This is a genomic window from Limnohabitans sp. WS1 (genome assembly GCF_003063265.1).
Classification (GTDB): domain Bacteria; phylum Pseudomonadota; class Gammaproteobacteria; order Burkholderiales; family Burkholderiaceae_C; genus Limnohabitans_A.
In genome coordinates, this window is record NZ_NERU01000003.1 from 269179 (window position 1) to 283326 (window position 14148).

The following is a 14148-nucleotide window of genomic DNA, read 5'->3' on the forward strand; positions in this document are numbered from 1 at the left end:
TCCTCGAACAAGCAGCCAAAAAGAGATCCCATCTCTGGTGAGTGCTGAGGCGTACCCGAACTATTCCGGAGAACCCAGTGCTTTTGTCTCTTCAGGGAACCTTCCCGCCCGCCATCTTGGCGCTCGCAGACGGCACGGTCTTTATCGGCAACTCGATTGGAGCCACCGGCTCCACAGTCGGCGAAGTGGTGTTCAACACCTCGCTCACCGGCTACCAGGAAATCCTCACTGACCCCAGCTACTGCCAGCAGATCGTCACCTTGACGTACCCGCACATCGGTAACTACGGGGTCAACGAGGAAGACATCGAAGCTGACCAAGTCCATGCTGCTGGCCTGATCATCAAAGACTTGCCTCTTGTGGCAAGCAACTTCCGCTCCAGTCAAACCTTGTCGTCCTACCTTGTGGACGCTGGCACGGTCGCCATTGCCAACATCGACACCCGCCAACTGACCCGTCTCTTGCGCACAAAGGGTGCCCAAAACGGTGCCATTGTGGGTTTGGCCAAAGGCCAAGAAGTTACCCAAGCCCTGATCGACCAAGCCGTGGCTGCGGCCAAGGCGGCCCCCAACATGGCGGGTCTCGATTTGGCGCAACAAGTCACCGTGGCCCAGCCTTACGACTGGACCCAAACCGAGTGGCAACTGGGTGCCGGTTATGGCACTCAGACCGCCCCCAAGTTCCATGTGGTGGCGTACGACTTCGGTGTGAAGAAAAACATCTTGCGCATGTTGGCCGAGCGCGGTTGCAAAGTGACCGTCGTGCCTGCGAAGACACCCGCTGCCGAAGTGCTCAAGCACAAGCCGGATGGCATCTTCCTGTCCAACGGCCCTGGTGATCCACAGCCTTGTGACTACGCCATTGCAGCGGCGGCCGAGTTGATTGAAACCGGCATTCCCACATTCGGCATTTGCCTGGGCCACCAGATCATGGCTTTGGCCAGCGGTGCAAAAACTTTCAAGATGAAGTTTGGCCACCACGGCGCGAACCATCCTGTGAAAGACCTCGACTCGGGTCGCGTGTCCATCACCAGCCAAAACCACGGTTTTGCGGTGGATGAAAAATCTTTGCCCGCCAACCTGCGTGCCACGCACGTCTCTTTGTTTGACGGCACCTTGCAGGGCCTTGCACGCACCGACAAGCCTGCGTTCTGCTTCCAGGGTCACCCCGAAGCCTCGCCCGGCCCACACGACATTGCTTACCTCTTTGACCGCTTCATCAACCTGATGGAGACAAAATAATGCCTAAGCGCACCGACCTCAAAAGCATCCTCATCATTGGCGCGGGCCCGATCATCATTGGTCAGGCCTGTGAGTTCGATTACTCCGGCGTGCAGGCCTGCAAAGCTTTGCGCGAAGAGGGCTACAAAGTCATTCTGATCAACAGCAATCCTGCCACGATCATGACCGACCCGGCCACGGCCGACGTCACCTACATCGAGCCCATCACCTGGCAGACGGTCGAGAAGATCATTGCCAAAGAGCGCCCTGACGCCATCTTGCCCACCATGGGTGGCCAGACTGCCCTCAACTGCGCTTTGGACTTGTGGCACCACGGCGTGCTCGAAAAATACAAGGTTGAGCTGATCGGCGCAACGCCTGAAGCCATCGACAAAGCCGAAGACCGCTTGAAGTTCAAAGACGCCATGACCAAGATCGGTCTGGGTTCCGCGCGTTCCGGCATCGCCCACAGCATGGAAGAAGCGTGGGATGTGCAAAAGACCTTGGGCTTCCCCACCGTCATTCGCCCCAGCTTCACGCTGGGCGGCACGGGCGGCGGCATTGCTTACAACCCCGAAGAGTTCGAAGTCATTTGCAAGCGTGGCCTGGAGGCTTCGCCTACCACCGAGCTGTTGATTGAAGAGTCCTTGCTCGGCTGGAAAGAGTACGAGATGGAAGTGGTTCGCGACAAGGCGGACAACTGCATCATCGTTTGCTCGATCGAAAACCTGGACCCTATGGGCGTGCACACAGGCGACTCGATCACCGTGGCCCCAGCCCAGACGCTGACCGACAAGGAATACCAGATTTTGCGCAACGCCTCTCTGGCCGTTTTGCGCGAAATCGGTGTGGACACGGGCGGCTCGAACGTGCAGTTCTCGATCAACCCGAAAGACGGCCGCATGGTCGTCATCGAGATGAACCCCCGTGTGTCGCGTTCCTCGGCCTTGGCCTCCAAAGCCACGGGTTTCCCGATTGCGAAAGTCGCAGCCAAGCTCGCAGTGGGTTACACGCTGGACGAGTTGCGCAACGACATCACGGGCGGTGCCACGCCTGCGTCCTTCGAGCCATCGATCGACTATGTGGTTACCAAGATTCCCCGTTTTGCGTTCGAGAAGTTTCCAACGGCCGACAGCCGTTTGACCACCCAAATGAAATCGGTGGGCGAGGTGATGGCCATGGGCCGAACCTTCCAAGAGTCGTTCCAGAAAGCCTTGCGCGGTCTGGAAGTCGGCGTGGACGGCATGAACGAGAAAACCCAAGACCGCGAAGTGCTCGAGAAAGAACTGGGCGAGCCTGGCCCGGAGCGCATCTGGTATGTGGGCGATGCATTTGCCATGGGCCTGAGCGTGGACGAGGTGTTTGCCTTGACCAAAATCGACCCTTGGTTCTTGGTGCAGATCGAAGAGATCGTGAAGATCGAACTGGAATTGGAAACCACCACGCTCGAAGCCATCACGGCCGACGAATTGCGTGCGCTCAAGAAGAAAGGCTTCTCGGACCGCCGTTTGGCCAAATTGCTCAAAACCACCGAGCATGTGGTGCGTGCCCGTCGCCATGCGCTGAGCATCCGCCCCGTTTACAAGCGTGTGGACACATGCGCGGCCGAGTTCTCGACCGACACCGCCTACATGTACTCCTGCTATGAAGGTAACGGAGACGGCGAGTGCGAAGCCGAACCCACCACCAACAAAAAAATCATGGTGCTGGGCGGTGGTCCGAACCGCATTGGTCAGGGCATCGAGTTTGACTACTGCTGCGTGCACGCCGCGCTCGCCATGCGCGAAGACGGTTACGAAACCATCATGGTCAACTGCAACCCTGAGACCGTGTCGACCGACTACGACACCTCGGACCGTTTGTATTTTGAGCCCGTCACTTTGGAAGACGTGCTTGAAATCGTCGACAAGGAAAAGCCCACAGGCGTCATCGTGCAATACGGTGGCCAAACGCCGTTGAAGTTGGCGTTGGACTTGGAAGCCGCAGGCGTGCCCATCATCGGCACCAGCCCCGACATGATCGACGCGGCCGAAGACCGTGAGCGTTTCCAGAAATTGCTGCAAGACCTCGGTCTGCGCCAGCCGCCCAATGCCACGGCCCGCACCGAAGCTGAGGCTTTGGAAAAAGCCGCCGCCTTGGGTTACCCCTTGGTCGTGCGTCCCAGCTATGTGCTCGGTGGCCGCGCCATGGAAATCGTGCACGAGCAGCGTGACTTGGAGCGCTACATGCGCGAAGCGGTTAAGGTGTCGCACGATTCACCCGTGCTGCTGGACCGTTTCCTGAACGATGCGATCGAGTGCGATGTGGACTGCTTGCGCGACCCCGAAGGCAAGACCTTCATCGGCGGCGTGATGGAGCACATCGAACAAGCCGGTGTGCACAGCGGCGACTCGGCATGCTCCTTGCCTCCTTACTCTCTGTCCTCCGCCACAGTAGACGAGCTCAAGCGCCAATCGGCCGCGATGGCCGGTGCCTTGAACGTGGTGGGTTTGATGAACGTTCAGTTTGCCATCCAGCATGTGGACGGCCAAGACGTGATCTACGTACTGGAAGTCAACCCTCGCGCTTCACGCACGGTGCCTTATGTCTCCAAAGCCACGGGCATTCAATTGGCCAAGGTGGCGGCGCGTTGCATGGCGGGCCAGACCCTGGCATCGCAAGGCATCACGAAAGAAGTCACACCACCTTATTTCAGCGTGAAAGAAGCCGTCTTCCCCTTCGTGAAGTTCCCTGGCGTCGACACCATCCTCGGCCCCGAGATGAAGTCCACCGGCGAAGTCATGGGCGTGGGCAAGACCTTTGGCGAAGCCTTTGTGAAGAGCCAAATGGGCGCAGGCACCAAGTTGCCACGCCCCACCAAGGCCGACGGCACGCCTTCGGGCAAGGTCTTCATCTCGGTGAAAAACAACGACAAGGCGCGTGTAATCGAAGTGGCCCGCCAGTTGTCAGCGCAAGGCTTTTCACTCGTGGCGACCAAGGGCACGGCCAATGCGATCACCGCAGCAGGGGTGTCGTGTGCCATCGTGAACAAGGTCACCGAAGGACGTCCACACATTGTTGACATGATCAAAAACAATGAAATTGTGTTGGTCATCAATACCGTCGAGGAGCGCCGCAATGCGATCGCCGATTCACGCCACATCCGTACTTCCGCTTTGCTCAATCGCGTGACCACATTCACCACCATTGCGGGTGCTGAGGCAGCGGTCGAGGGCATGAAGTACATGGACAAGTTGGACGTTATTTCAGTTCAAGAAATGCACGCACAACTGTTGGCCTGAAACCTTGTGTTGAATGCCGCCCTTGATTGCTCGGGCGGTGCATAATGCAGTCAATGACCGCCGAGTTCCAACACTCGGCGGTTTGCTTTTGGAGAACCCCATATGTCCACCATTCCAATCACAAAACGCGGAGCTGAAAAACTCAAAGAAGAGTTGCACCGCCTCAAAACAGTCGACCGTCCCGGCGTGATTCAAGCCATTGCCGAGGCTCGGGCCCAAGGCGACTTGAGCGAGAACGCTGAATACGACGCGGCCAAAGACCGTCAGGGCTTCATCGAGGGCCGGATTCAGGAAATTGAAGGCAAATTGTCAGCGGCGCAAATCATCGACCCCGCTTCGGTTGATGCTGGTGGCCGTGTGGTGTTTGGCACCACTGTGGAGCTCGAAGATGAAAGCTCAGGCGAAGCGGTCAAGTACCAGATCGTGGGTGAGGATGAAGCCGATTTGAAACTGGGTTTGATCAACATCAGCAGCCCTATTGCTCGCGCTTTGATAGGCAAAGAGGAGGGTGATGTGGCCGAAGTACAAGCTCCAGGCGGCGTGCGCCGTTACGAGATTGTGGGTGTTTCCTACATTTGAGCCAAACCAAAGGCCGTATAAAACGGCCTTTGCAGATGAACGAGTCAGATTGACTCAGTCCGATCAGCCCTCAGTCGTGGCGACCTTTTTTGACTGATTTTTGTTTGGGCTTGGCACGTTTGATTTGGCCCCCGGCGGCCAGTCGTTGATTGCCCAGTACACGGACGGTTTTAACTTCAGGACGTTGACCACCTCGTGAGCTGTATTTCAGAATTTTGAAATCACGAGGTCCCGCTTTGCGGTCTTCGTCGGTTTCTTTGATTTTTTCAGGCTGTGGTCGCCAAAGGATCAGCAATTTGCCAATGTGCTGGATGGGCGCGGCGCTGAGTTGATCTGCCAATTGGGCGAACATGGTCTCGCGTGCGGCGCGGTCGTCGCCGAGTACGCGGATTTTGATCAAGCCATGCGCGTTCAGGGCGGCTTCGGTTTCCTTGATGACGGCAGGAGTTAAACCATCACCACCGATCATGACGACCGGATCAAGGTGGTGGGCATCGGCGCGAAAAACTTTGCGCTCGGCAGGTGTGAGTTGTATTTGGGGCATCCCCGTATTATCCCCGCAAGGACGCAAAAGAATGAAAGTCAAAACCAAAAGTAAAAAGGTCAACAAGGCATGGTTGAACGACCATGTGAATGACACCTATGTGAAACTGGCCTTGAAAGAGGGTTACCGAGCGCGTGCAGCTTACAAACTCAAAGAAATCGACGAAACCATGGGCCTGATCCGGCCTGGCCATTTGGTGGTGGACCTGGGCTCTGCCCCCGGTGCTTGGAGTCAGTACCTGCGTCGCCGCTTGTCACCCGATGGTGCGGCTGTGGGCGAACTCAATGGCAGCATCATCGCGCTGGATATTCTGCCCATGGACCCGGTTGAGGGGGTGCAGTTCATTCAGGGGGATTTCCGCGAGAATGAGGTGGCTGCTTTGCTGGAGGCGGCATTGCAAGGGCGGCAGGCTGACGTGGTGGTGTCCGACATGGCCCCCAACCTGTCCGGCATTGAGTCCTCAGATGCAGCCCGTGTTCAACATTTGATCGAGTTGGCGGTCGAATTTGCCCAGAACCACATGAAGCCGCAAGGAGCCTTGGTGGTCAAAGTTTTTCACGGCAGCGGTTACAGCCAGATTGTCAAGATGTTCAAAGAGACTTTCAAAGTGGTCAAACCCATCAAGCCCAAGTCCTCGCGAGACAAGTCTTCGGAGACTTTTTTGGTGGGCATGGGCTTGATTCATGACCTTTGAATCATTAATTCCTGCCTTTTCGAGGGCCAAACCCTATTGCAATGCTCTAAGGGGCTGCTGCAGGCCTAAAATGAGATCAGTCTTTTTTTTCGATTGGAGTCACTCTTGAATAACCCTTGGTTTTCCAAAATTGCCGTCTGGATGGTGATTGCCATGGTGCTGTTCACCTTGTTCAAGCAATTTGACAACCGTGGTGTCGCAGGTGCGAACGCCATTGGCTATTCAGATTTCCTCGAAGAGGTTCGCGGTAACCGGATCAAGAGCGCCACCATTTCCGAGAGCCCTGGTGGCACCGAAATTCTGGCCATCACCAACGACGACCGCCGCATCAAAACGACGGCCACTTACCTCGACCGCGGTCTGGTCGGTGACCTGATCAACAGCGGCGTGAAGTTCGACGTCAAGCCCCGCGAGGAGGGCTCCTTGCTCATGACCTTGCTGGTCAGCTGGGGGCCGATGCTCCTCTTGATTGGTGTTTGGGTGTATTTCATGCGCCAAATGCAAGGTGGTGGCAAGGGCGGAGCGTTCAGCTTTGGCAAGTCCAAGGCCCGTATGCTGGACGAAAACAACAACCAGGTCACCTTCGCAGATGTGGCCGGCTGTGACGAGGCCAAAGAGGAGGTCAAGGAAGTTGTGGACTTCCTGAAAGACCCCCAGAAATTCCAGAAACTGGGTGGTCGCATTCCCCGTGGTTTGTTGTTGGTCGGCCCCCCTGGTACGGGTAAAACCCTGCTGGCCAAAGGCATCGCTGGAGAAGCCAAGGTGCCGTTCTTCAGCATCTCTGGTTCCGACTTTGTGGAAATGTTTGTCGGTGTGGGCGCTGCCCGTGTCCGCGACATGTTCGAAAACGCCAAAAAGAACGCGCCTTGCATCATTTTCATTGACGAAATTGACGCGGTCGGTCGCCAACGTGGTGCCGGTTTGGGCGGTGGCAACGACGAGCGCGAGCAAACCCTCAACCAGATGCTGGTCGAGATGGACGGCTTTGAGACCAACCTGGGTGTGATCGTCGTGGCGGCCACCAACCGTCCTGATATTTTGGATGCTGCCCTGCTGCGCCCCGGTCGTTTTGACCGCCAGGTGTATGTCACATTGCCCGACATTCGCGGTCGCGAGCAAATTTTGAACGTGCACATGCGCAAAGTGCCGATTGGCCAAGACGTCAATGCGGGTGTCATCGCCCGTGGCACGCCTGGCATGAGCGGCGCCGATTTGGCCAACTTGTGCAACGAAGCAGCATTGATGGCTGCACGCCGCAATGCCCGCGTGGTCGAGATGGTCGACTTTGAAAAGGCCAAGGACAAGATCTTGATGGGCCCTGAGCGCAAGAGCATGGTCATGCCCGAGCATGAGCGTCGCAACACCGCTTATCACGAAGCCGGTCACGCCTTGATTGGCAAGTTGCTGCCCAAGTGCGACCCGGTGCACAAGGTCACCATCATTCCCCGTGGCCGCGCCCTGGGTGTGACGATGAGCCTGCCTGAGCAAGACCGCTACAGCTACGACAAGGAATTCATGTTGAACCAGATCAGCATGTTGTTCGGTGGCCGCATTGCCGAAGAAGTGTTCATGCACCAGATGACCACGGGTGCGAGCAATGACTTCGAGCGGGCCACATCCATCGCCCGTGACATGGTCATGCGTTATGGCATGACCGATGCTCTGGGCCCAATGGTTTATGCCGAAAACGAAGGCGAAGTGTTCTTGGGCCGTTCGGTGACCAAGACCACCAACATGAGCGAGTCCACCATGCAAAAAGTGGACATGGAAGTGCGCCGCATCATTGACGAGCAGTACAGCTTGGCCCGTCGTTTGATTGAAGAGCACAGTGCGCAGATGCACGCCATGGCCAAGGCCTTGCTGGAGTGGGAAACCATCGACAAGGACCAGATTGACGACATCATGGCCGGTCGTGATCCTTTGCCTCCCAAGGACTGGACCCCTCGCACGCCGCCTTCCGGTGGCAACAGCGGTGGCGGTACACCGGCCGTGCAGCCGGAGCCAGCCACCACGGCGGCTTGATTTTCAAGTCCGGTGTTTAAAAGAACGGGGCCTTAGGCCCCGTTTTTCATGGAAAATTTTTGATGACATTCAAGCCCATGCCACACGCTTCGATCAACCGCTGGCAAACCTCTCGTTTTGACTTGGATCTGACTCAGCCTTTGATCATGGGCATTGTCAATGTCACGCCAGATTCCTTTTCCGACGGCGGCTTGCATGCCGAAACTTCTCAGGCCTTGCGCCATGCCGAGCAACTCCTTTGCGAGGGTGCGGATATCTTGGACATCGGGGCCGAGTCCACCCGGCCTGGCGCTGTGGTGGTTCCCGTGGAGCAAGAGTTGGCAAGGCTAGAACCCTTCTTGCGTGAAGCGGTGAGCTGGGGGGTTCCGATTTCTGTGGACACTTACAAACCCGAGGTGATGCAAGCCTGCCTGGACTGGGGCGTTGACATCGTCAATGACATTTGGGCTTTGCGTCAACCGGGTGCTGAGCAGGTGGTGGCCACCCACCCCCGGTGCGGCGTTTGTTTGATGCACATGCACCGCACCCCCCAAACCATGCAAGTTCAACCGATGACGGGGGATGTGTTGACCGAAGTGAACGCCTTTTTGAGCGCCCGCGTGAACGCCTTGCTGGAATTGGGTGTGACAGCATCCCGAGTCGTGTTGGACCCTGGCATTGGTTTTGGTAAAACCGTGGCACAGAACTTTCAGCTTCTGGCCGAGCAATCCCATTTATTGCGCTTGGGTTTTCCTCTGTTGGCCGGGTGGTCGCGCAAATCGGCTCTGGGTGCTGCATTGGCGCAAGATGGACACATGCCAGAACCCGCACAAAGGCAAGTGGCCAGCGTGGCTGCCGCTTTGATGGCTGTGGAACGGGGGGCATCGGTGGTGAGGGTGCATGACGTCAAGGCCACAGTGGATGCACTCAAAATTTGGCATTTCGTGAACCAACAACACGGTGTACTTTGAATCGTCGATTCAGAATGTGTGTCAGTTTTGTTGATCTTTTGACTCGCTAGAATTCATTCATCCATCCACAACAAAAATCAGGAACTCTCGCATGGCACGGCAATACTTTGGCACAGACGGTATTCGAGGCACGGTGGGCCAAAGTCCTATCACGCCAGACTTCATCTTGCGTTTGGCACATGCTGTGGGTCGGGTTTTGAAATCACAAGAGCCTCACCCTACGGTATTGATCGGCAAAGACACACGTATTTCTGGATACATGCTGGAAAGTGCTTTGGAGTCTGGTTTCAACTCTGCGGGCGTGGATGTGGTGTTGTTGGGTCCGGTTCCCACGCCTGCAGTCGCTTATCTGACCCGTGCACAACGCGCCTCACTGGGCGTTGTCATCAGTGCCAGTCACAACCCGTTTGCAGACAACGGCATCAAGTTTTTCAGCGCACAAGGCAAAAAATTGTCGGACGCTTGGGAAGAGGCTGTTGAAGCCACGTTGTTGGAAGACCCTGTTTGGGTCGACTCTGCAGCCCTCGGTAAAACCCGCCGATTGGACGATGCGGCTGGCCGGTACATTGAGTTTTGCAAGAGCACCTTTTCGAACGACTTGACCCTCAAGGGCTTGAGGATCGTGGTGGATGCCGCGCATGGGGCGGCTTACCAAATCGCCCCCAAGGTTTTTCATGAGCTGGGTGCCGAGGTCATCGCCATCGGCTGCTCACCCGATGGCCTGAACATCAACAAAGACGTGGGGGCCACGCATCCGGCTGCATTGGTTCAAGCCGTGAAAGACCACCGAGCCGATTACGGCATTGCTTTGGATGGTGATGCCGACCGCCTGCAGTTTGTGGACGCGGCCGGACGTTTGTTCAATGGCGACGAACTCTTGTACTTGATGGTGGCCGACCGCTTGGCCCGCGACGAGGCGGTGCCCGGTGCTGTGGGCACTTTGATGACCAACTTGGCAGTCGAAGTCGCGCTCAAGCAGCGTGGTGTGCAGTTTGTGCGGGCCAAAGTGGGCGACCGTTATGTGCTGGAGGTCTTGCACGACAAAGGCTGGTTGCTGGGTGGCGAGGGCTCTGGTCATTTGTTGGCGCTGGACAAGCACACCACGGGCGATGGCCTGGTCAGCGCCTTGCAGGTGCTGCAAGCCTGTGTGGGCAGCGGCAAGACCATGTCGCAATTGTTGGAGGGCATCACGTTGTTCCCGCAAACCCTCATCAATGTGCGCTTGACCCCCGGATTTGACTGGCAAGGCCACCAGCCACTGTGGGATGCCACACGTGCGGCCGAGGCAGAACTGGGCGATTCCGGTCGGGTCTTCATCCGCGCCAGTGGCACCGAACCTTTGGTGCGCGTCATGGTTGAAGCACGCGATGCCGTACAAGCGCAGGAATGCGCTGAACGAATTGCAGCGACCTTGCGCTGAAATCTTGGCGCGGCTTGAGCCTGTCGCTCAACGCGTTGAGAGTACTGTGATGAAGTCTGCAGTTCTGTCTCAGTAAATCAGCCGATCAGGCTTGATTTCTTGCAAGATGGTCGTGGCGATTTCCTCGATGGACTTGGTGGTTGTGGACAACCAGCGGATGCCCGAGCGGCGCATCATCGCTTCGGCTTCTGAGACTTCCATGCGGCAGTTTTCGATGCTCGCGTAACGGGAATTGGGTCGGCGTTCTGCACGGATTTCGGCCAAACGGTCAGGGTGAATGCTCAGGCCGAAAATCTTTTTGCGGTGTGGTACCAAGGCTGGCGGCAATTGGCGGCGGTCAAAATCTTCGGGGATCAAGGGGTAGTTGGCGGCTTTGAGTCCATGCTGCATGGCCAGATACAGGCTGGTCGGGGTTTTGCCACTGCGGCTCACGCCCACCAAAATCACCTCTGCGGACTCCAAATCGCGGTTCGATTGACCATCGTCGTGTGCCAATGAAAAATTGATCGCTTCGATCCGGTCGTGGTATTCCTTGCTTTTGCTCACATCCGAAAACCGGCCCACCCGGTGGTGCGATTTGATGCCCAGTTCCGCTTCGAGTGGGTTCACAAAGGTGCCGAACATGTCGAGCAACATGCCTTGGCAGTGCTCTTGCAGGACTTTGAGCACATCCATGTTCACCAAAGTCGTGAACACAATCGGTTTGTTGCCTTCGGTCTCGGCGGTGTGGTTGATTTGCCGAACTGCTTGGTGAGCTTTGTCGATGGTGTCGGTGAAGGGAAGGCGCACATGCCGCGACTTCATGTCGAACTGGGCAAGAATGGCGTTTCCAAAAGTCTCGGCGGTGATGCCGGTGCCGTCAGAGACGAAAAATACAGTGCGTTTTGGCATGCTTGTAATTTATTTCAATGGCCGAGGTCGACATGACCCCTAAAATCGAATGATTATCCACCGCTGTCCGCTTGGGGTTCCATTCAAAGAACAACAAAAACCCTGACCTGCGCCTTGGAGCCCGGTTTTAACTTTGGAGCTTTAGCATGTCTGTTCTTTTCAGTGAGACCGCCCTGGTCGTTCCCTTTGAGTTGTTGCGCATGACCGATGTCGAGTCGGTCGGCGGCAAAAACGCCAGTTTGGGGGAGATGATTTCCCAGTTGCCTTCGGGCGTGCGCGTGCCCACAGGCTTTGCCACCACTGCCCACGCTTTTCGCCAGTTTTTATCGTTTGGCGGCCTGGCCGAGCGCATCAATGCCCGTTTGGATGCTTTGGACACCGAGGACGTGCGTGCCTTGGCCGCCGCTGGTGCTGAAATCCGCGCCATGGTCGAAGACCAGCCTTTCCCGGCCGATCTGGAGCAAGCCATCCGCGAAGAGTTCGTGCGCCTGCAGGGCAGTAACCCGGAGGCCTCGTTTGCGGTGCGTTCTTCGGCCACAGCCGAAGACTTGCCTGACGCTTCTTTCGCAGGCCAACAAGAAACCTTCTTGAACGTGGTCGGCATCGAGGACGTGCTGCACAAGATGAAAGAGGTGTTCGCTTCGCTCTACAACGACCGCGCCATCAGCTACCGCGTGCACAAGGGCTTTGCACACGCCGATGTGGCCTTGTCGGCCGGCGTGCAGCGCATGGTGCGCTCCGATTTGGGCGCGGCGGGCGTCATGTTCACGATCGACACCGAGTCCGGTTTTGAAGACGTGGTGTTCATCACCTCCAGCTACGGCCTAGGCGAAACGGTGGTGCAGGGGGCTGTGAACCCTGACGAGTTTTACGTGCACAAGCCGATGTTGGCCGCGGGCAAGCGCAGCGTGATCCGCCGCAACCTGGGCTCCAAGCTGATTGAGATGGTGTTCGCCACCCCCGAAGAAAAAGCCGCGTCGGGTAAGCTGGTCAAAACCACCGATGTGCCCACCGAATTGCGCAACCGCTACAGCCTGACCGACGACGAGGTCGAACAATTGGCCCGCTACGCGGTGGTGATTGAGCAGCATTACGGCCGTCCCATGGACATCGAGTGGGGCAAAGACGGCACCGACGGTTTGCTTTACATCTTGCAGGCCCGCCCCGAGACCGTGAAAAGCCAGGCCAAGGGCACGCCTGAACTGCGGTACAAACTCAAAGGCAAAAGCACCATCCTGGCCGAGGGCCGCGCGATTGGTCAAAAGATTGGCACGGGCCCCGTGCGCTTGGTGCACAACATCAGCGAGATGGACAAGGTCCAGCCCGGCGATGTGCTGGTGACCGACATGACGGACCCAAACTGGGAGCCGGTGATGAAGCGTGCGAGCGCCATCGTCACCAACCGGGGCGGGCGCACCTGCCACGCCGCCATCATTGCCCGTGAGCTGGGCATTCCGGCGGTGGTGGGTTGCGGCAACGCCACCGAGCAACTGACCGAAGGCACGCTGGTCACCGTGAGCTGCGCCGAGGGCGATACCGGCCACATTTACGACGGCTTGCTGGAAACCGAGATCAGTGAGATTCAGCGCGGCGTGCTGCCCGAGATCAAAACCAAGATCATGATGAACGTGGGCAACCCCCAGCTGGCCTTTGACTTTGCCCAGCTGCCCAACGCCGGTGTGGGCCTGGCGCGTTTGGAATTCATCATCAACAACAACATTGGCGTGCACCCCAAGGCCATCCTGGATTACCCCGCCATCGACGCCGACCTGAAAAAAGCCGTGGAATCGGTGGCCCGTGGCCACGCATCCCCCCGTGCTTTTTATGTGGACAAAGTCACCGAAGGCGTGGCCAGCATCGCTGCCGCTTTCTGGCCCAAGCCGGTCATCGTGCGTTTGTCGGACTTCAAGAGCAATGAATACCGCAAACTCATTGGCGGCAGCCGTTACGAGCCGGAAGAAGAAAACCCGATGCTCGGCTTCCGAGGCGCTGCGCGTTACATCAGCGCAGACTTTGGCGAAGCCTTTGCCATGGAATGCGAAGCCCTCAAACGGGTGCGCGGCGAAATGGGCTTGACCAACGTGCAGATCATGGTGCCCTTTGTGCGCACCTTGGGGCAAGCCGAAAAGGTCACCCAATTGCTGGCCAGCCAAGGTTTGAGCCGTGGCGAGCAGGGGCTCAAAGTCATCATGATGTGCGAGGTGCCCAGCAACGCCATTCTGGCCGAGCAGTTCCTCGAGTTCTTTGACGGCTTCTCGATTGGCTCGAATGACCTGACACAGCTGACTTTGGGGCTGGACCGCGACTCGGGCATGGAGTTGCTGGCCGCAGACTTTGACGAACGCGATCCGGCGGTCACAGCCTTGATCTCGCAAGCCATCCAAGCCTGTTTGGCGCAGGGCAAGTACATCGGTATTTGTGGCCAAGGCCCATCGGACCATCCTGACTTTGCGCATTGGTTGATGGACCAGGGCATCAGCTCGATCTCGCTCAATCCCGATACCGTCATCGAAACTTGGACCAATCTGGGCAGCTGAAGCTGTCCCT

Annotated in this window: 10 protein-coding genes; 8 read left to right on the top strand and 2 right to left on the bottom strand. The window is 57.3% G+C overall.

The genetic code is table 11. From position 1 onward, the window contains the following. The first annotated feature begins 77 nt into the window (after positions 1 to 77). The 3 genes from carA to greA all read left to right on the top strand — a co-directional run bounded on the left by carA (position 78) and on the right by greA (position 5080). A complete protein-coding gene (carA, locus tag B9Z48_RS06865; protein WP_199233469.1) occupies positions 78 to 1241 on the top strand; it encodes a glutamine-hydrolyzing carbamoyl-phosphate synthase small subunit in 1164 nt (387 codons plus the stop codon). Next, positions 1241 to 4501 (top strand): carbamoyl-phosphate synthase large subunit, encoded by a 3261-nt coding sequence (gene carB / locus B9Z48_RS06870; RefSeq protein WP_108377588.1) that lies wholly within the window; start codon positions 1241 to 1243, stop codon positions 4499 to 4501. The genes carA and carB overlap by 1 nt, the downstream gene beginning before the upstream one ends. Before the next feature lie 102 nt (positions 4502 to 4603). Further along, positions 4604 to 5080: a transcription elongation factor GreA gene (gene greA / locus B9Z48_RS06875; RefSeq protein WP_089958219.1), complete on the top strand. Its 477-nt coding sequence runs from the start codon at positions 4604 to 4606 to the stop codon at positions 5078 to 5080. Positions 5081 to 5150: 70 nt separating this feature from the next. On the opposite strand, the gene B9Z48_RS06880 is transcribed toward greA, so the two are convergent. Beyond that, positions 5151 to 5624 carry a YhbY family RNA-binding protein gene (locus B9Z48_RS06880; RefSeq protein WP_108377589.1) on the bottom strand — a complete coding sequence of 158 codons (474 nt, stop codon included), beginning with the start codon at positions 5622 to 5624 and terminating at the stop codon, positions 5151 to 5153. Between the two features lie 31 nt (positions 5625 to 5655). On the opposite strand from B9Z48_RS06880, the gene B9Z48_RS06885 reads away from it, so the two are divergent. The 4 genes from B9Z48_RS06885 (at position 5656) to glmM (ending at position 10710) form a co-directional block, all read left to right on the top strand. Further along, on the top strand, positions 5656 to 6318 hold the full coding sequence (locus B9Z48_RS06885) for an RlmE family RNA methyltransferase (RefSeq protein WP_108377590.1): 663 nt from the start codon (positions 5656 to 5658) through the stop codon (positions 6316 to 6318). A 105-nt stretch (positions 6319 to 6423) separates the two neighbouring features. Beyond that, the gene (gene ftsH / locus B9Z48_RS06890) at positions 6424 to 8340 is read left to right on the top strand and encodes an ATP-dependent zinc metalloprotease FtsH (protein ID WP_089958207.1); all 1917 of its coding nucleotides are present in this window, start codon (positions 6424 to 6426) and stop codon (positions 8338 to 8340) included. 62 nt (positions 8341 to 8402) lie between these two features. Further along, positions 8403 to 9290 (top strand): dihydropteroate synthase, encoded by an 888-nt coding sequence (folP, locus tag B9Z48_RS06895; RefSeq protein WP_233261038.1) that lies wholly within the window; start codon positions 8403 to 8405, stop codon positions 9288 to 9290. Between the two features lie 91 nt (positions 9291 to 9381). Then, positions 9382 to 10710, top strand: a complete 1329-nt coding sequence (glmM, locus tag B9Z48_RS06900) for a phosphoglucosamine mutase (protein WP_108377591.1) — start codon at positions 9382 to 9384, stop codon at positions 10708 to 10710. A gap of 69 nt (positions 10711 to 10779) precedes the next feature. Here glmM and B9Z48_RS06905 read toward each other — a convergent pair whose 3' ends face one another. Next, entirely contained in the window at positions 10780 to 11601 is an 822-nt protein-coding gene (locus tag B9Z48_RS06905) for a pyruvate, water dikinase regulatory protein (RefSeq protein WP_089958193.1), read from the bottom strand. Positions 11602 to 11747: 146 nt separating this feature from the next. Between B9Z48_RS06905 and ppsA the strand changes: the two genes are divergently transcribed. Next, positions 11748 to 14138 carry a phosphoenolpyruvate synthase gene (gene ppsA / locus B9Z48_RS06910; RefSeq protein WP_089958188.1) on the top strand — a complete coding sequence of 797 codons (2391 nt, stop codon included), beginning with the start codon at positions 11748 to 11750 and terminating at the stop codon, positions 14136 to 14138. Positions 14139 to 14148: the final 10 nt, after the last annotated feature.